A 17017-nucleotide genomic window follows, 5' to 3' on the forward strand; every position below is an offset into this window, starting at 1 on the left:
TGTTAACATTGTTTGGTGACGATAGCGAAGAGGTCACACCCGTTCCCATTCCGAACACGGCAGTTAAGCTCTTCAGCGCCGATGGTAGTTGGGGGTTTCCCCCTGTGAGAGTAGGACGTCGCCAAGCTTATATTGTTCCGCAGTAGCTCAGTGGTAGAGCATTCGGCTGTTAACCGAACGGTCGTAGGTTCGAGTCCTACCTGCGGAGCCATTATTGGAGAGCTGTCCGAGTGGCCGAAGGAGCACGATTGGAAATCGTGTAGACGGGTAACCCTGTCTCAAGGGTTCAAATCCCTTGCTCTCCGCCATTTATACCTGGCCCGTTGGTCAAGCGGTTAAGACACCGCCCTTTCACGGCGGTAACACGGGTTCGAATCCCGTACGGGTCACCATTTAGACAACATATTGGAGGATTAGCTCAGCTGGGAGAGCATCTGCCTTACAAGCAGAGGGTCGGCGGTTCGATCCCGTCATCCTCCACCATTTCTTAACGAAATCAAGTTGTTTCTGCTGAAACGCTCAACACGAAAACTTGATGCATAATAGCAACATTATTACCGTCGCGGGGTGGAGCAGTCCGGTAGCTCGTCGGGCTCATAACCCGAAGGTCGCAGGTTCAAATCCTGTCCCCGCAATCTATGGTCCCGTGGTGTAGCGGTTAACATGCCTGCCTGTCACGCAGGAGATCGCGGGTTCGATTCCCGTCGGGACCGCCATTTTTATTGCTTGGCTCAGTAGCTCAGTCGGTAGAGCAAAGGACTGAAAATCCTTGTGTCGGCGGTTCGATTCCGTCCTGAGCCACCATAGTAGTGCCGGTGTAGCTCAACTGGTAGAGCAACTGACTTGTAATCAGTAGGTTGGGGGTTCAAGTCCTCTTGCCGGCACCATGTTTCATCCATATGCGGAGGGGTAGCGAAGTGGCTAAACGCGGCGGACTGTAAATCCGCTCCTTCGGGTTCGGCAGTTCGAATCTGCCCCCCTCCACCATCTTTCTTACAGGGGTATAGTTTAAAGGTAGAACAGAGGTCTCCAAAACCTCCAGTGTGGGTTCGAGTCCTACTACCCCTGCCAATTTCAATCCTATAATGGCGATTGTGGCGAAGTGGTTAACGCACCTGATTGTGGTTCAGGCATTCGTGGGTTCGATTCCCATCAGTCGCCCCATTTAATAAAACATGGTATAATGAATACAACGTTAATGGGCTATAGCCAAGCGGTAAGGCAACGGATTTTGATTCCGTCATGCGAAGGTTCGATCCCTTCTAGCCCAGCCATATGCGAAAGTAGTTCAGTGGTAGAATACAACCTTGCCAAGGTTGGGGTCGCGGGTTCGAATCCCGTCTTTCGCTCCAAAAACGTTGGCGGCATAGCCAAGCGGTAAGGCAGAGGTCTGCAAAACCTTTACCACCGGTTCGATTCCGGTTGCCGCCTCCAACATACATGCCGGTGTGGCGGAATTGGCAGACGCGCACGACTCAAAATCGTGTTCCTCTGGAGTGCCGGTTCGACCCCGGCCACCGGTATCATCAATAGCGAAGGATCGCTATTACATCAAGCTTCACACTTAATTGTGTGAAGCTTTTTTGTGTTTATGATGCACTACAAACATACAATATCGAATCAAACCTTATTAAAGGTGTTAGGAGATCATGCCATACACTTAGACACACTCATGCTAGACTATTCGCTAAAATGGTGGGTGGCATTTCACTTTCAATCTACACTGTGACATACGTCTATGGAAGATACGAAATGATACATGAAGGTATTGGCCACTGATATGGGGGAGAGTCATAATAAATATTCCCTTTTAAATAATGTATATTAACACAAATATTTAGAGCACGTTTGTTCTTACGATTAAATATAAAAACGAATGGGTCAAAGAGTATTAACTCTACCATTCGTTCCGTAAACAGATTGGCCAATGATTTTAGATTTCAATATTCATAGCATTTAGTTCTGCTTCCGTATAGCCAGAAGAGGATAGTGCGATTTCAATTTCTTCAGCAGCCTTATAATCAAATAATTTAAATTTAGACATTAAAGCGAAAGCATTTTGATTTTCAATTGCCAAGGCAACAGCTTCCACGTCTTGCAGTAACTTCAGGTCTTCAATGTAGAATTGAGCGGTTCTCATCGCTAAATACTCATTCATTGTAGTCGAACTGTAGAAAAGTCTCGTTAAAGTGGCGATTGCGTTAGGAACGAAAATCTTATTCATAATTACCCCTCCACTATTCGTAATATTCTGTCATTTAAACTACTACTAGTATGAGTCACTCTAAAAACGTTGTCAATCTTTATCTTTTGAGCATTTTTACTCACCGGTTGAAAGTAAAGCTGTATTCAAATTGAGTAAATAGAAAACAGACGACTTTTCCAAAGGCAAAAGTGATTGCACCGAAGCGCACGGGGTAAGCGAAAGAAGGAATGTTACCGAGTTTACGAAACGAACCAAATTACATGCGACATGTTGATTCAAGCTCGATTGCTAGGCCTCAGGCTCGATCATAACCTTCATTCCATTTACTTTATTCAACAAATGGACCGATTTTACCTGCTTAAAAAAAAACAGCTCATAATCGAGTTGTCTTTTTATTTAAGTTGTATCTTGTTGGGCATCCAGTGAATAGCTGCTTAAAATTATAAAAAAGCCAGTGTCACAAGTGGCACGATTAAGCCGAATGTTTTAGGAATTTAGAAATTCTTTCATTGATGAGATACCCTGAGCGGACGAGTCTTCCTCAGGAAACCTTAGGCATTCGGTGGATCCTTTCTGTGTTCGAAAATTTCAAAGGGCTTATGAAACAACAGATCCTTATTAACTGTGAAGAAGGCGGGCTTCCACATTACGCAGCTCTCCAGATGAAACACTATCAGCCACAATTATTTGCAATGTTCTCGTAGCTGTCATTCGTTTGTCTGGATGCTTCATTTGTAGATGCTGTTGTATCGCTCGGAAAAGTTCATTATTTTCTGGACGGTTGGCGTTATAGATTTCTTGTAAACTCTTCGATTTTCCCATGGCTTTTCCTACTTTCCATCAAGTGTGAAATACATATGAAAGCTTATGATAATATATATTTCCGTCTGAGCGCTTCTAATTCCTTCTTTTTTCACTTTAAAGAACAGTGAAGTTGCTCCTTATTTTTTTACAAGGTGTTAGTTTACCTGTCTTACTACTTGACAATTGCCGTATATGTTTTTCTTTTTCTTTGTCTTTAACACGACGAAAATAATTCAGAACCTCTAGATTAGAGGGGAGGAAAGTATGGTAAGAAGTAGTGACCTGTAACTTTAAGAAATCTAAAACCAGGAAAGTAGTTCCTCTAGCCTTTCTTCTATTTATTATCAAGATTCCTGGTTTTGTAAATAATATCGATGAAATATGGTAATAAATAAAAAATCACTATCTTAAAATACTTCACATAATAAATTTTCTAAGGGGCGGAAAATTGTGAACAATATGGGATGTCAATGCAGTTCCAATGAAGAATTACAGCAACTGGTCGATAAAGCAAAAAAATATACAAATATGGGAACAGTGGCAGACTATATACCGGCTCTTGAAAAGGCGAATCCTAGGGATTTGTCTGTTGCTATATACTATCCTGACGGAAAAGGATATTGTGCGGGGGATGTAAGAGCTAAAATGACCCTGCAAAGCATATCAAAAGTTTTGACACTTGCACTGGTATTAATGGAAAAAGGGGAGGAATATGTCTTTTCCTATGTAGGAAAAGAACCCACTGGGGACCCTTTTAATTCGATTGCCAAGTTAGAGACAAACAAGCCATCTAAGCCGTTAAACCCGATGATCAATGCAGGAGCATTGACTGTGACCCACATGATTGCAGGTGACAGTGTAAATGAGCGATTTCAGCGTATTTTACAATTTATCCGGGAATTGACGCAAAATCCTACTATCGGTTTTAATGAAGATGTTGCCCGGTCAGAATACAATACAGCAGACTTAAATAGGTCGTTAAGCTATTTTTTAAAGCAGCATAATGTAATAAATGAGGATGTGGAAGAATTAATCGAATTGTATTCGAAGCAATGTGCCATTGAAATGGACAGTCAGGATTTGGCGAGGATAGGCTGTGTGCTGGCCATGAATGGGAAAGATTTGTTGACGGGAAAGCAAATCATCCCCGAGGACATTGCTCGTATTTGCAAGACATTCATGGTTACTTGCGGCATGTATAACGCATCAGGTGAATTTGCCATTAATGTTGGCATTCCGGCTAAAAGCGGTGTGTCAGGGGGAATCCTGGGGGCCGTCCCCGGAAAATGTGGGATTGGAATTTATAGTGCAGCACTGGATGAGAAGGGGAACAGCGTTGCCGGGATAAAAATCTTGGAAATGTTGGCGAAAAAGTATTCCTTAAGTATGTTTAATTTGTAAACATTGACACCTTTAGCGATGAGTCGATGATATTAATCACGTTATTTTTTTTCGAATGTTGTCTGGAATTAAAGATTGTTTCCTTAAAGAGAGAGGATGAAGCTTGGAATAGAGCGTTTTCGTTAAAGTTAGGCGTGGTCTTCCACGAGGTTAAGGCTTGCCAGATGCGATTGGTACGGTGGCAGTATTAAATGAGGTTCAGTCTAAAGTCTTACAGAAACAAAGCATTTACTTTCACGGCAAAAAAAGACCTCTGCACATAAGGGCAAGGTCTTAAGCTGATTATAACAAGTTGGAGAAAAGAGATACTTTTTTATATAAAGCATTTACCTCTTTATTTCGATGTTCCCCGATTTCATTTCTTAGCTGGCCTTCCATATCGGTCATTAAATCAGCTAATTTCAATGCCTTTTGTCTGTCGGAAATATTGCTGCGAATGATATATTCGTATTTTGCATTGTATTCAGTCAGTGACATTTCTTCCGTCCTCCTATAGTGCATAGTCATTTAAGCTGTCTTCTGTTCCTTCATCCGTAATCCCGATGTACTTTAGTGTAATTTCAGGGTGTGGATGGTTAAGGATCATTTGTAACTCTTCAATATCCTTACTTCGTTTATAGTACAAGTACCCGAATGTTTTCCGCATGGTATGGGTTCCGACGCTCTCGATGTCTACCATGTCAGCTGCTTTATTAAGCTGTCTGTAGGCTTGTATCTTGCTTATTGGCTTATCACCCTTACGTGAAGGGAATAGCCATTCACCATCAATGGTATCTATATAGGCTGCCAATTCCTTGCATACAGTATTAAGCTGTATGATCCTTGGCTTCTTTGTTTTGCCTTCCTTGATGGTGAGCTCCATCTTGCCTTTAATATCCTTTATCTTCAACGATAATAGATCTGACACACGCATGCCGGTATTGATGCCTAACAAGAACAATATGTAGTCTCTCTCGCTGCAATGTCTTTTCAATGACCATTTCATATCATCTAACTTTTCCAATGATCTGATTGGTTGAACGTCAATTAAATGTTCTTTTGGCAAATGTGATCACCCTTATTTCACGCTAGTGGAATCGGTATTTTGAATGTATACTTTTTATTAATTTAAGAGTAACACTGAAAAAGGATGGAAGTCAATGTGTTGGGTACATTGATAGCATGGTATACAGGGGAGGTTAAGATATCGGGACGAATTGAGATAAAAAAAACACGGCCTCCTCTTAAAGAAAGGGCCGCGTTTTTAGGTAAGTGAAAACTTCACTATTCATGGTACATTCCCTAGATTTAATGAAGATGGTATAGAGTTTTCGATATAGTCATGAACGGCCTTGCCCATTCGTATTAAGGTTGAATTTTAAGTGTGGATAGCTATAAAAAATACTGAAACTTGATATAATGAATCAATAGTAATATTTTTCTAAACTAGTGTTATTGATGGATATTTAATAGGTCAATCTAAAGGAAAAGGGTTAGGTTCATTCACAACGAATAGGTCTTTTATAATTATTATGCTTTATCAGGATTGGGGAAACCACCATGAAGAGAGTTTTAGCTATATTGAAAAAGTTACTGCCTTTAATGTCAAGGTTGTTTACTATGGCAATTATGATTGCGGTTTTTTACTGTATGTTCATGTTCGCAGACCTGGAGAATGAAAAGGCAGACAGAGAGCATCATAACGAGCAATCAGTGAATTTTGAAGAGATGAGCGATCAAGAATCGGAAGAGAAGCCAGCAGGTTCTTTGGTGAACTATTGTAAAGATAGCGCTAATGAGAGTCGCTCCTCCAGTTGGTTTGGTATTGAAGAAAACGAAATGGAACCTAGCGAATACACGGTTGAATGCATTGAACACTTGGAATAGCAGCAGAGTTACTATGGATCACCCGGAAATTTGAAATTCAGGATTCACAACACGGACATCATGGAGGATCGGAACAAAACGCGATTTGGGAAAACGTAAGCGGGAGGTCACATCCAAAGATTTGGTTGTGAACGAGTGTAATGCTCGGAGAATATTAATTGTTTTGGAAAATAAGGGCTTCGCTGAAATGATTGATGACGAACCGGGTACACAGCCGGGGAGGCCCTATTTTTTGCATACAGAATATTGACATTTGCCTGTTTGGATCATAACCAAACAGGTTTTTAGTATGAAAGGAAATCCAATGGAAAAAATGGAATAGAATATAATGAAGAATGAAGGAAAATTTTTCACCCCCATATCTTTTTCTCTTTCTGAAACGTTTATAGGATAGAGGGTGTTGAAGGAGTGAGAAAAATGATAAATAAGTTGAGGGAAGATATTATTTCTGAAGAAAAGGATAACGGTGCGATTTTGCGTGGGGTCTATCCTGAATTGCTTCGGTTTTGCCGATTCCTGACCCAAAATAATTGGGATGGGGATGATTTGGCACAGGAAACGATATTGAAGGCAATGCAGGGCTATGGGAAGAAAACGGAGATAACAACCGCTTTATTGAAGACAATAGCCCGCCATTCCTGGATTGATACGATTAGAAAAAGAAAAAAAGAATCTTTAGAGGATCTTTTGGATACCGAACAGCAGGGATCAGTTGGGGAAAATGCCTTTGAAACGGTTGAATATATAGTAAAATCCCTTACCCCGAAACAAGCTGTAGTGTTCATGTTAAAGGAAGGATTCCTCTATCGGTCAAAAGAAATCTCAGATTATTTGAACACCACGGAAACGGCTGTAAAGTCAATCTTGAACCGTGTGAAAAAGCGTTTTGCCAATGACGTTGAAGAGCGTAGGTTGTCTTGCGTGGAAGATTGGCAAGATGAGGAGGAACAGCGGCTCATGTCCCTGATGACACAGGCATTAAAAGCCCAAAATCCTGATATCCTCATTAGAAGCATCCCATCTTTCAAATCCCTGAACAGTGAATCGATGATTCCTAAACTGATGAATCGTCCGATTCTTTCCAAATCAAGCTTCACTCCTTCAAACACACTCTCAATGGCTGCATAGCCAATATTATTGTTAGGAGGAAGATGAGATATGACCACGATTCCATATGTAATTGAGCAATCCGGCAAGGGTGAGCGCTCGTACGATATTTATTCCAGACTTCTAAAAGACCGTATCATCATGATTGGGGAAGAGATCACCGATCATTTAGCCAATAGTGTGGTTGCCCAATTGTTATTCTTGGCAGCAGATGCACCTGATAAAGAAATTACCATCTTCATAAACAGTCCGGGGGGATCGACCAGTGCCGGTTTCGCCATTTATGATACAATGCAATATATTAAGCCAGATATCCGGACTGTATGTACGGGGATGGCTGCATCATTCGGTGCCATGCTTTTACTGGCGGGTACGAAAGGAAAAAGGTGCGCTTTGCCCAATAGTGAAATCATGCTTCATCAACCGCTTGGTGGGGCGAGGGGGCAAGCCACGGAAATTGAAATTTCTGCCCGAAGGATTTTGAAACTAAAGGATCATATCAATCAAATCATCTCGGAAAGAACTGGGCAGCCTATCGAAAAGGTGGAGAAGGACACAGATCGTGATTACTTCTTAAGCGCAAATGAGGCGATGGATTACGGTATAATCGATGAAATAATCATTAAAGGTAATTAAAAAGACCTGGATAAAAATAAGCTTGATGAAAACGAAAAGAAACTGTCGATATCTATACCGGCAGTTTCTTTTTTACCTTCTTACTTACTCCATATATTTATCCACAAAACCCCATACCTTGTTCCAATACTTTTCCGGATCCACTAATTCAGCTTCACCATGCCCAGCACCCGGTATTATCAATTTTTCTTTGTCTACGTTCGCTGCATTGTATACGTCATCCAGCATGGAATAAGGGACGAATGAATCATCTTCCCCATGGATGAATAACATGGGTGTTTTACTTTTGAGCACTTGTTTGACAGCTGATGCTTCAGTTAAATCGTAGCCTGCACGCAGCTTTGTTACCGTGTTGGCTGCATTCATTACTGGGAATTTTGGCAATCCGAACAAATCATCAAGTTGATAGGTGAATACGTCCATTACCGAGGAGTAACCGCAATCTTCTACAATCACTTTAACATTGGAAGGCAGCTTTTCCCCAGAGGTCATCATGACGGTTGCCCCTCCCATGGATATCCCGAATAATGCAATGTCTGCCTGGGGATCTTTATCGGTAATTTGCTTGATCCATAAAAGCATATCTTTCCGGTCATCCCAGCCCATTCCAATGTAATTTCCTTCGCTTTTTCCATGTCCGCGAAGATCAGGTGCCAGCACATTATATCCATTCCCATGAAAATTGCGTACCCACCGAATCATTTGTGTGTTATTGCCGGTATAACCATGAACGATAATAGCCCATTTATGGTCATTGTTTTTATTTTCATAAAGTTTAGCACTAAGTTTTAATTGATCTGCAGAAACGATGCTCATCTCATCCGGTTGATGCTCTTTGGCAAATTCCACATCTGCCAATTTACTGGATTCAGCCACTTCACCTGAAACGGCTTCAGACTGGGAAAGATGGGGGTTATCGCTTAAAAAGTCTTTTTCCTTATTCGGATTTAAGGCGATATTGTAAAAGTAGTTCCCGGTAAAGCCATACATAACGACTAGAATTGCAATAATGCATATTGCAGCAATACTGAATTTCTTCATTCAATACTCCCTCCAAAAAACTTACCCATCATTTTTTAATAGTACAATATTTTATAGTGCTTGTGATAAAAATAGAATGATGCCTAGGGTTATTATTAATTTCTGAAACTACTGAAATTATCTATGAATAGGGCAGAGACAAGGATTTTGGATATCTGCTTTTCTGGATAGTCCATCCATTTAATATGTTAAAATAAATATTATCTAATATTATCAATATCTTGGAGGAAGTTTTTATGAAGAAAACGCAAAAGGTTTTACTTATTAGTGGAATCTCATTTGTTGCATTATCCGGATTGGGGATTGCTTCCTTTAAAATCATGGAAAACTCCAATGAGTACGAAAAAGCCCAACTGGAAATCGAAGCCAGGGAAACCAAGGAACAAATTGAAAGAGAAAGAGAGGATGTGAAAATCAAAGCCCAAAGGGAAGCGAAAGCTAAAGCGGCGGAACTTGAAGCGAAAACGGCGATATATGATGGGATTGAATTTGAAACGGGACTTGATGTAGACTCAACCGAAACGGAAGTCATGGATGTCATGCATAAAATGACTCATCAAAAGGTTCGATCGCAAGATAAATGGGGAGCTATACCGATGTCCCCTAAGATTATAGAAGAAGTATATAAAATAGTGGATTCAAGTGATTTTCAGCATAGAGATAGATTGCTCGGCATTGCTACCCGGTGGCGAAACTTAGATTTTAGCACGATCGTTCAGGACCATAACTTCTTTTGGGAAGACAAAGAAGGCACCGTTGGAAAAGCCCATGGCACATTAAGTGCGGCAGAAGAGATTGAATACATTGAAGTGAATTTTAAATGAGGCCATTTGCATGGAAGTACTGAAAATGCCAAAGGGTGAGCTGGCAAGACCTTTTCAATAAAGAAAACACTTAAACCTCCTGCAAGAAGGCCAGTTCCTCAGGAGGTTTGAGTGTCTTCGAACCTTTCTCTCTATACAGGAGTTTTATTTTTTAATAATTAGTCTGCTGGATTCGTTCTCCTTGTTTACGGGAACGTCTTTTCCTACTGTGACCCGGCGAACGACGCGGTGCTGGTCTTCGTAATCGGCAATAGCGTAATGCTGCGTGGCAAGGTTATCCCAAATGACCACGTCCCCTTCACTCCATTGCCAACGCACGGTATTTTCTAGGCGCGTGACGTATGAATCGAAGATACTTAATAATCTTTCGGATTCACTTGTTGTATATCCTTCCACTCTTCCAGCAAAGCCGCCTAATAACAAATGCCTTTTTCCGGTTTCTGCGTGCACGTGAACGACTGGGTGCCTCGTTTTATAAATTGTCGATTCGAATACATCACGATATTTCTTTTTAACCTCATCATCGATGTTTTCAGCTGGTTTAAATTGAGCATAATCATATTCATTTGTATGGATCGCCCATAGTCCGTCCGCTAATTCCTTCAATCCATCCGGCAGGTCCTCATATGCTTCATTCGTATTTGCCCAAACTGTATCTCCGCCGACATTAGGGATGGTTACCCCTCTTAAAACAGAGTATTTTGGAACTTCTGGAACGAAAGTGACATCAGTATGCCAATGGTTTGCTTTAGCACCCCGATCGGAATCAAGTTCAAAAATATAGTTAGTATTGTCTTTGACCGGTACTGTAGGATGTGCATAAGGCTCACCCAATAGCTTGGCAAATGCTTCTTGGCTGGCATCGTCCAAATGATTTTGACCTTTGAAGAATACGACTTTATGATCGTTTAACGCTTGTTTGATTTTACTGAAAATAGCTAAATCCAAGTCTCCGCTTAATTGGACTCCTTGAATTTCCGCTCCAATCCTACCTGCTACGGGTACCACTTTTATTTGTTGTGTTTTAGTTTCCGTCATAATCAATCTCCTCCTGTAAGGTTTGTTTTTTTATTTTTTAAAGGCTTCATCAATGTATTCATTGTGGATCTGGTTTTTGAAATTAAATGATTTCTTGATATAACCCACACCAGCTAAAGTATCGATTGATTCTTGTTGTGCTTTGATGGCATCTTCGGTAAAGAAGATATTTGGTTTTTCGGCCGTTATTATTGCCTTGACTGTTCCCGCAGGCAATTTAGTTTCTTTGGAATGAATTTCAGATGCTTCATCTGGATTTTCAATTTGCCAATCGGCCGCTTTTTTATAAACCTTTAAATAGGCCTCGACAATTTCAGGATGTTCTTCGGCAAAGCCTTTACGTGCAATGATTGCACCAGGAGCTAATATTTTTCCTTTTACCTTAAGTGCGACAGCATTTCCTTTTTCAATATTATTAAGGTAATAAGGGTTCCATATTGCCCAGGCGTCCAATTGTTTGGTTTCAAATGCGGCTTGAGCATCATCCGGTTGTAAATTAATGAGTTTAATATCATCAGTCGTTAAACCATGGGCTTTCAATGCCTTGATTAAATACACATGACCCGTTGTCCCCGAGGCAACACCGACCGTTTTTCCCTTTAAGTCTTCAAGCTGCTTTATGTTACCTTCTGCTTGAGCCAGGATCCTGACAGATGACTCACCTCGACCTGTTTGTGCAATCACTTCGAATGGCAGATTCTTATCAATGCCGGCAATCAGTGCACCATCCCCTAAAAAAGACAGGTCAACCCGATTGGAAGCGAGGGATTCCAAGAGCGGGGGACCACTCGGGAATTCACTCCACTCGATTTGGGCATCAAGTTTAGAAAACTCTTCGTTGAACAATCCCTTTTCCTTTGCAATGACCAATGGCCCCATCTTGCCATTTAAGGCAATATGAACTTTCAATGGATCACTTTTCCCGGAAGCTTTGCCGGCATCGGAATTACAGCCTGACAATACAGCGATGCTAATGATGGCAAGTAGTACTGCGGTTAACTTTTTACGATATTCCTTCATGAACTCCCTCCTTTTTTAATACACTTACCACATCTGGATAGTCAGATTAATGACAAAAAAAAGAGATTCAACGAAGAGTATGCCGGGGTTACTCTTCATTGAATCTCCGGTAGTCCAGTTGATTCACATGACCTTTATTTAATTGGCTCCAAGTGTGAAGCGGATTTGTGTATGAATGCATCTTAACAGCTGTTAGAATTATCTGTCAATTATTTTTTCACTATTAATCCGATAAAATAAATTGGTATTAGGTGTTGATTATAAATAATCGATAAGTTAATATAAAATGAAATATTGAATCGACTAGTTAACTAGAGATTCAGCAAAGGGACAATATGTGCCTTATTGCTGGATCTCTATTTTTTTTATTTGAGAAAGGGTGAGGATATTGGTTGCGACATTAGAAATTAATCATGTAAGCAAAACATTTAAGAATGAGAATGAAAGTATCCATGTTTTGGATAATTTAAATCTGACCGTCAACAAGTGCGAGTTCATCACCATCATTGGTCCGAGCGGCTGCGGGAAAAGCACATTATTAAAGTTGCTCGCAGGACTTGATTCAGACTTTGACGGTGCGATCATAGCAGGGGATCACCCGGTTAGCGGCCCTTCTAAAGACCGTGGTTTCATTTTTCAGGAGCACCGCTTATTTCCATGGCTAAATGTGGAGAAGAATATTGCGGGTAACCTTCCATTAAAAAAACCGGACATTCGAAAAAGGGTGGATGATTTGATTTCACTTGTTAAACTAAATGGATTTGAAAAGGCCTATCCACGTCAATTATCCGGTGGAATGTCGCAGCGTGTTGCCATTGCCAGGGCCTTATTGCGTAATCCTGAAGTTTTATTGCTGGATGAACCATTCGGTGCATTGGATGCATTCACGCGAACGCATCTTCAAGAGGCTTTACTAGAAATATGGGAGAGGAATAAGACCACGATGGTGCTTGTCACCCATGATATTGATGAATCCATCTTTTTATCGAGGAAAGTGGTCGTCATGGATGCAAAGCCTGGGCGGATTAAAGCTATTGTTCCAATTGATTTACCATATCCTAGAACTCGAACAAGCAAAGCATTTCAGGAATTCAGGTCCGTCATATTAACCCAACTTGATCATCATCCAGTAGAAGTGGAAGATTGGAGCATTTAATTAAATTTTTTAAAAAGGAAGGAAGAAAATTATGTCTACACAGACCGTTGCTCAAAACAAGCCACTTGTCATAAGAGAAACGACAAAACAATCCCAACTTGCCAAATCGGCACTGCGGGGTTCGGTCCTTCCCGTTGTCGTGTTGATTGCATGGCAAACATTAGGATCGGTTGGCATCCTGCCTGCCCAATTATTCTCATCACCTTTATTGATCGTCATGACTTTCATTGATCTTGTACAGTCGGGGGAAATGGGCATGCATTTACAAATCAGTTTAACGCGGGCGCTTCTTGGCTTTGCATTCGGTGGTTTTTTAGGCTTATCGCTAGGAGTCATCGTTGGCATGCAAAAAAAATCCGAAGAATATCTAAACCCAAGCATTCAAATGTTACGAACGGTTCCTTTACTTGCGATTACTCCTTTATTCATTATGTGGTTCGGATTTGGTGAACTGTCTAAAGTGCTGCTTATTGCTTTAGGTGCTTTTTTCCCTTTATATTTACAAACTTTTTTGGGCCTTCGGAATGTGGATAAAAAACTATACGATGTTGCCCTAATCTTAGAGTTTAGCCGTCGGGAACAAATAACGAAGCTCATGATTCCAGCAGCTTTACCAAACATATTACTTGGTATCCGTTTAGCCTTAAGTGCCGCTTGGATGTGCCTAGTCGTCGCTGAATTGTTGGGTGCGGATAGAGGGGTGGGCTTCATGATCCAGGATGCCCGTTCATTCATGCAAACGGACGTCGTATTCGTAGGCATCATCATTTTTGCCCTGGCTGGTAAAATCTCCGACTCGTTTGTCCGCTTTTTAGAAAATCATTTGCTCAAATGGCAAGATAGTTTTAAAGCCTAATTGAAAAGGATGACCGCCCGGTGATGGGAGGTCATCCTTTTTCTTGTTTGGAATGTATGTTTAATCTATTTCTTTATATAAGGGCAAATAAATGGTGAACGAGGTTCCTTTGTTCACTTCGCTCTGTACCACGATTTTCCCTTTGTATTTTTGAACGATGGAATAACAAACGGTCAGGCCGATACCGGTTCCCCTATCTTTAAGTGAATAAAATGGGGTACCTAGTATTTCAAGCTGTTCTTTTGAGAGGCCTATTCCTGTATCCGTTATTCGTATTTTTGCCATAGTCCGTTCCTGCTCTGTTTCCACCTTGATGAATCCGGGTTTGTTCATTGACTCAATTCCATTTTTCATGATATTGACCAGTATCTGTTTAAGCTCGATGGGATTCATGTTAATGAACAGGTCGTCACGGAAATCCAGGAGAAAGCCTATGTTGCGATTATTGGCGAAACTGGTTAATAGATCGGAAATCTTTTGGATTTCATAATTTAAAGGAATGACCTGTACGTTATCGGTTTGCGGTTTTGCCAAAGACAAATAGTCATTGATTATCACTTGAGTATATTCAAGTTCTGTAAGCATGGTCTGTACATAAAATTTTTCCGTTTCATTCAGTTCCTTCTCTTGATCTAATAACTGGGCAAATCCTTTCACGACTGTAATCGGATTACGTATCTCGTGTGCAATGGTGGCAGCGAGCTGTCCGACTGAGTTCAATTGCTTGGCCTGCTGTATCTCCTTATGAAATGCATTAGTGGATTCCATCCTATTATTGGTTCCTATGAATACGAATACCAATATGATTTGTATAGCGATGAAATTAAGCGTGTTGCCGAAACTATCCGAAGCGACATATTCATAAGTGTATTGAAGATCCGTCTTTGAAATGATCAAAATTGAAGCGGGACCAAATATGATATTTAAAGCGGCAACAATATAAAATCCGATTTTATCAAAGAGAAAAATGGGAATCAAGGGCGCTATAGCAAATAAAGCCAGCATGATTGCAGTATCCGGAAAGATCCAGAATTTGCTATATGAATAAACAGTAATTAAGAAAATGAATAGGGTTTTATAAAAATTGACTTCTGTTTTTAAGAAAAATAACAGAGAAATTATCATCCCCGATATTAAAATGACCTGTAATGTCATCTCGTAAGGATTATCTTTCCAACTTATAGGTGATACAGAAATCCCAACTAATAGTAAAAAGGATATCATTGCCATGAATGCTTTCAGTATAAATCGGTGTTTGCTTTGATAATATTGATAATTTTTTAGCATAATTCCCCTTAATATTAATATTCTGTTTGTTTAATAGTAATATGATACTAGTTTTTTGTAAATCAGAAAAAGATAGATTTTGTATCGATAGTCTCTCTATCTATATATAAAGGGCTATTCTCCAGGAAAGGTTCGGGTGGAATTTAGTACTGGAAAGGGGAGGGCAAGGAGTTAAGTAACCATTCTGTCCAGTTCCTCTTGGTCTGTCAACATTGGAACACCGGATCTAATATTTGGAATTTATCAGCCTTGAGTTTGGTTTATTATGGATATGGAAAATTTAAAGTGTGAAAAAATTATGAATCAAGTGTGGAAGAACAAACCCTAATGGGGATGAACGATAAAGAAACAGTTAAAGACTTATATAAAAGCGGAGTAAGAAAAGAGAATAATCTGGAAATATTTAGTTATATTCATTTGGATGACTGTTTTTTTCTACTATTTCAATATGTATATACCAAGAAACTTTTTATCTTTTCTTATTGGATTACCAGTATCCATATATAGCACATTTTTCATTTATGAGTATTTTAGAAAAAGAGGCTTTTAGTGGGTTTCTAATAATTAATCAATAATTAAGCTGTCATTCAACTTTTGGGTTGGGTATAACAAACTACATGAATGCCCTGTATTTGATAGGTTATTTTAATCATTTTAACTAATATATCATTTCTTTACATTATATTTGCTGTGGATTCACATTGCCCTTCTAAAATGATGGTAATAATAGGAGGGAGAGAGGGAAAATGAAAACGAATATTAAGAAAATCGGTTTTTGTATGATGAGTGCGGCTTTTATATTGCAGGCTACTTCCATGGGGGCCCTTGCTGCAAATGGAAATCATTCCAATTCATCTATTTATGAGAAGAAAATCGTGAATATCGCACATCGGGGAGCTTCTGGTTATGCACCTGAACATACCATTCCCGCTTATCAATTGGGAGAACAAATGAAAGGCGACTACATAGAAATCGATCTTCAAATGACCAAGGATGGAAGATTGATAGCAATGCATGATGAAAAGGTGGATCGTACAACGAATGGTACTGGCCTGGTGAAGGATTTAACGCTGGCAGAAATCAAGAAACTGGATGCAGGTACATGGTTCAATGAAAAATATCCGCAATTGGCAAAAGAGGTATATGAAGGGTTAACGGTTCCCACTCTTGAAGAAGTCTTTAAGAAGTTCGGAAAGCAGGCCAATTACTATATCGAAACAAAGTCCCCTGAAGTTTATCCAGGAATGGAAGAAGAACTTTTGCAGGTTCTGGAAGAATATAAAATGGTGGATTCAAAAGGCCGTACCAAGAATGTATTAATACAATCGTTCAGTAAAGAAAGCCTTATGAAGGTTCATGACATGAATCCAAAGTTACCGCTTGTGCAACTTTTTTCTTATAAGAGCCAAGCAACCATTTCCGATGAAGAATTGGAATCCATTAAGGAATATGCAATTGGCGTTGGCCCGAACTTCAGTAAGGTTGACGGACAATATGTGAAGATGGTTCGCAGCCATGACCTCCAATTCCATCCATATACAGTAAATGAAAGAGCGGATATGAAAAAGGCTCTTGAATGGGGTGCAACGGGGCTGTTTACGAATTATCCCGATGTATTCAATGAGGTACTAGAAGAGTACAAGCACAATAATAATGGCGATAAATAAAGTTACTAAATAAATGGTTTCATGGGTGAGTCCCGGTTTTCCGGGGCTTTTTTTTGCCATCCAGGTGCAGCATAAAATGAAGGGCATTTAATTCTTGGGAAAATTAGG

Annotated in this window: 16 protein-coding genes, 15 tRNA genes and 1 rRNA gene; 24 read left to right on the top strand and 8 right to left on the bottom strand. The window is 40.1% G+C overall.

Going from position 1 to position 17017, the window contains the following annotated elements:
• The first annotated feature begins 11 nt into the window (after positions 1-11).
• The 16 genes from rrf (at position 12) to Q8G36_RS16410 (ending at position 1523) form a co-directional block, all read left to right on the top strand.
• Positions 12-127: ribosomal RNA gene (gene rrf, locus Q8G36_RS16335) — 5S ribosomal RNA — on the top strand.
• A gap of 9 nt (positions 128-136) precedes the next feature.
• Positions 137-211, top strand: a tRNA-Asn gene (locus tag Q8G36_RS16340).
• Between the two features lie 5 nt (positions 212-216).
• Positions 217-308 (top strand) — tRNA-Ser (locus Q8G36_RS16345).
• Positions 309-317: 9 nt separating this feature from the next.
• A tRNA-Glu gene (locus tag Q8G36_RS16350) sits at positions 318-392 on the top strand.
• 15 nt (positions 393-407) lie between these two features.
• Positions 408-483: transfer RNA gene (locus Q8G36_RS16355), tRNA-Val, on the top strand.
• Between the two features lie 78 nt (positions 484-561).
• Positions 562-635, top strand: a tRNA-Met gene (locus Q8G36_RS16360).
• Between the two features lie 5 nt (positions 636-640).
• Positions 641-716: transfer RNA gene (locus Q8G36_RS16365), tRNA-Asp, on the top strand.
• 12 nt (positions 717-728) lie between these two features.
• Positions 729-804, top strand: a tRNA-Phe gene (locus Q8G36_RS16370).
• A gap of 7 nt (positions 805-811) precedes the next feature.
• Positions 812-887: transfer RNA gene (locus Q8G36_RS16375), tRNA-Thr, on the top strand.
• Positions 888-903: 16 nt separating this feature from the next.
• Positions 904-987: transfer RNA gene (locus Q8G36_RS16380), tRNA-Tyr, on the top strand.
• Between the two features lie 10 nt (positions 988-997).
• A tRNA-Trp gene (locus Q8G36_RS16385) sits at positions 998-1071 on the top strand.
• Positions 1072-1088: 17 nt separating this feature from the next.
• A tRNA-His gene (locus Q8G36_RS16390) sits at positions 1089-1164 on the top strand.
• A 35-nt stretch (positions 1165-1199) separates the two neighbouring features.
• Positions 1200-1274, top strand: a tRNA-Gln gene (locus Q8G36_RS16395).
• Positions 1275-1277: 3 nt separating this feature from the next.
• Positions 1278-1352 (top strand) — tRNA-Gly (locus Q8G36_RS16400).
• Positions 1353-1360: 8 nt separating this feature from the next.
• Positions 1361-1434 (top strand) — tRNA-Cys (locus Q8G36_RS16405).
• 8 nt (positions 1435-1442) lie between these two features.
• A tRNA-Leu gene (locus Q8G36_RS16410) sits at positions 1443-1523 on the top strand.
• Positions 1524-1933: 410 nt separating this feature from the next.
• Here the strand turns inward: Q8G36_RS16410 and Q8G36_RS16415 are convergent.
• Together Q8G36_RS16415 and Q8G36_RS16420 are read right to left on the bottom strand one after the other, a co-directional pair.
• Positions 1934-2224: a hypothetical protein gene (locus Q8G36_RS16415; protein ID WP_305160983.1), complete on the bottom strand. Its 291-nt coding sequence runs from the start codon at positions 2222-2224 to the stop codon at positions 1934-1936.
• A 600-nt stretch (positions 2225-2824) separates the two neighbouring features.
• Positions 2825-3028, bottom strand: coding sequence for a hypothetical protein (locus tag Q8G36_RS16420; protein WP_305160982.1), 204 nt, complete (start codon positions 3026-3028; stop codon positions 2825-2827).
• Between the two features lie 441 nt (positions 3029-3469).
• On the opposite strand from Q8G36_RS16420, the gene glsA reads away from it, so the two are divergent.
• A complete protein-coding gene (glsA, locus tag Q8G36_RS16425; RefSeq protein ID WP_305160992.1) occupies positions 3470-4411 on the top strand; it encodes a glutaminase A in 942 nt (313 codons plus the stop codon).
• A 282-nt stretch (positions 4412-4693) separates the two neighbouring features.
• On the opposite strand, the gene Q8G36_RS16430 is transcribed toward glsA, so the two are convergent.
• Complete coding sequence (locus Q8G36_RS16430; RefSeq protein WP_063235353.1) at positions 4694-4888, bottom strand: hypothetical protein; 195 nt, start codon at positions 4886-4888, stop codon at positions 4694-4696.
• 13 nt (positions 4889-4901) lie between these two features.
• A complete protein-coding gene (locus tag Q8G36_RS16435) occupies positions 4902-5396 on the bottom strand; it encodes a tyrosine-type recombinase/integrase (protein WP_305160991.1) in 495 nt (164 codons plus the stop codon).
• Positions 5397-5950: 554 nt separating this feature from the next.
• On the opposite strand from Q8G36_RS16435, the gene Q8G36_RS16440 reads away from it, so the two are divergent.
• The 3 genes from Q8G36_RS16440 (at position 5951) to clpP (ending at position 8020) form a co-directional block, all read left to right on the top strand.
• Positions 5951-6277, top strand: coding sequence for a hypothetical protein (locus Q8G36_RS16440; RefSeq protein WP_305160981.1), 327 nt, complete (start codon positions 5951-5953; stop codon positions 6275-6277).
• 417 nt (positions 6278-6694) lie between these two features.
• On the top strand, positions 6695-7405 hold the full coding sequence (locus Q8G36_RS16445; protein ID WP_305160980.1) for a sigma-70 family RNA polymerase sigma factor: 711 nt from the start codon (positions 6695-6697) through the stop codon (positions 7403-7405).
• Between the two features lie 30 nt (positions 7406-7435).
• A complete protein-coding gene (gene clpP / locus Q8G36_RS16450) occupies positions 7436-8020 on the top strand; it encodes an ATP-dependent Clp endopeptidase proteolytic subunit ClpP (protein WP_305160979.1) in 585 nt (194 codons plus the stop codon).
• An 84-nt stretch (positions 8021-8104) separates the two neighbouring features.
• Here clpP and Q8G36_RS16455 read toward each other — a convergent pair whose 3' ends face one another.
• Positions 8105-9061: an alpha/beta hydrolase gene (locus tag Q8G36_RS16455; RefSeq protein WP_305160978.1), complete on the bottom strand. Its 957-nt coding sequence runs from the start codon at positions 9059-9061 to the stop codon at positions 8105-8107.
• A gap of 236 nt (positions 9062-9297) precedes the next feature.
• Between Q8G36_RS16455 and Q8G36_RS16460 the strand changes: the two genes are divergently transcribed.
• A complete protein-coding gene (locus tag Q8G36_RS16460) occupies positions 9298-9885 on the top strand; it encodes a DUF6241 domain-containing protein (protein WP_305160977.1) in 588 nt (195 codons plus the stop codon).
• Between the two features lie 144 nt (positions 9886-10029).
• On the opposite strand, the gene Q8G36_RS16465 is transcribed toward Q8G36_RS16460, so the two are convergent.
• Both Q8G36_RS16465 and Q8G36_RS16470 read right to left on the bottom strand, forming a co-directional pair.
• Positions 10030-10923 carry a TauD/TfdA dioxygenase family protein gene (locus tag Q8G36_RS16465; RefSeq protein ID WP_305160976.1) on the bottom strand — a complete coding sequence of 298 codons (894 nt, stop codon included), beginning with the start codon at positions 10921-10923 and terminating at the stop codon, positions 10030-10032.
• Positions 10924-10953: 30 nt separating this feature from the next.
• Complete coding sequence (locus tag Q8G36_RS16470) at positions 10954-11943, bottom strand: ABC transporter substrate-binding protein (RefSeq protein ID WP_305160975.1); 990 nt, start codon at positions 11941-11943, stop codon at positions 10954-10956.
• Positions 11944-12328: 385 nt separating this feature from the next.
• On the opposite strand from Q8G36_RS16470, the gene Q8G36_RS16475 reads away from it, so the two are divergent.
• Both Q8G36_RS16475 and Q8G36_RS16480 read left to right on the top strand, forming a co-directional pair.
• Entirely contained in the window at positions 12329-13099 is a 771-nt protein-coding gene (locus Q8G36_RS16475) for an ABC transporter ATP-binding protein (RefSeq protein ID WP_370694072.1), read from the top strand.
• Between the two features lie 31 nt (positions 13100-13130).
• Positions 13131-13955: an ABC transporter permease gene (locus tag Q8G36_RS16480; RefSeq protein ID WP_305160973.1), complete on the top strand. Its 825-nt coding sequence runs from the start codon at positions 13131-13133 to the stop codon at positions 13953-13955.
• Positions 13956-14015: 60 nt separating this feature from the next.
• Here the strand turns inward: Q8G36_RS16480 and Q8G36_RS16485 are convergent, their stop codons facing one another.
• Entirely contained in the window at positions 14016-15242 is a 1227-nt protein-coding gene (locus tag Q8G36_RS16485; RefSeq protein WP_305160972.1) for an MFS domain-containing histidine kinase, read from the bottom strand.
• Positions 15243-15988: 746 nt separating this feature from the next.
• On the opposite strand from Q8G36_RS16485, the gene Q8G36_RS16490 reads away from it, so the two are divergent.
• The gene (locus Q8G36_RS16490) at positions 15989-16909 is read left to right on the top strand and encodes a glycerophosphodiester phosphodiesterase (protein WP_305160971.1); all 921 of its coding nucleotides are present in this window, start codon (positions 15989-15991) and stop codon (positions 16907-16909) included.
• Positions 16910-17017 lie beyond the last annotated feature (108 nt).

Source organism: Peribacillus frigoritolerans, from assembly GCF_030676415.1.
Taxonomy (GTDB): domain Bacteria; phylum Bacillota; class Bacilli; order Bacillales; family DSM-1321; genus Peribacillus; species Peribacillus frigoritolerans_A.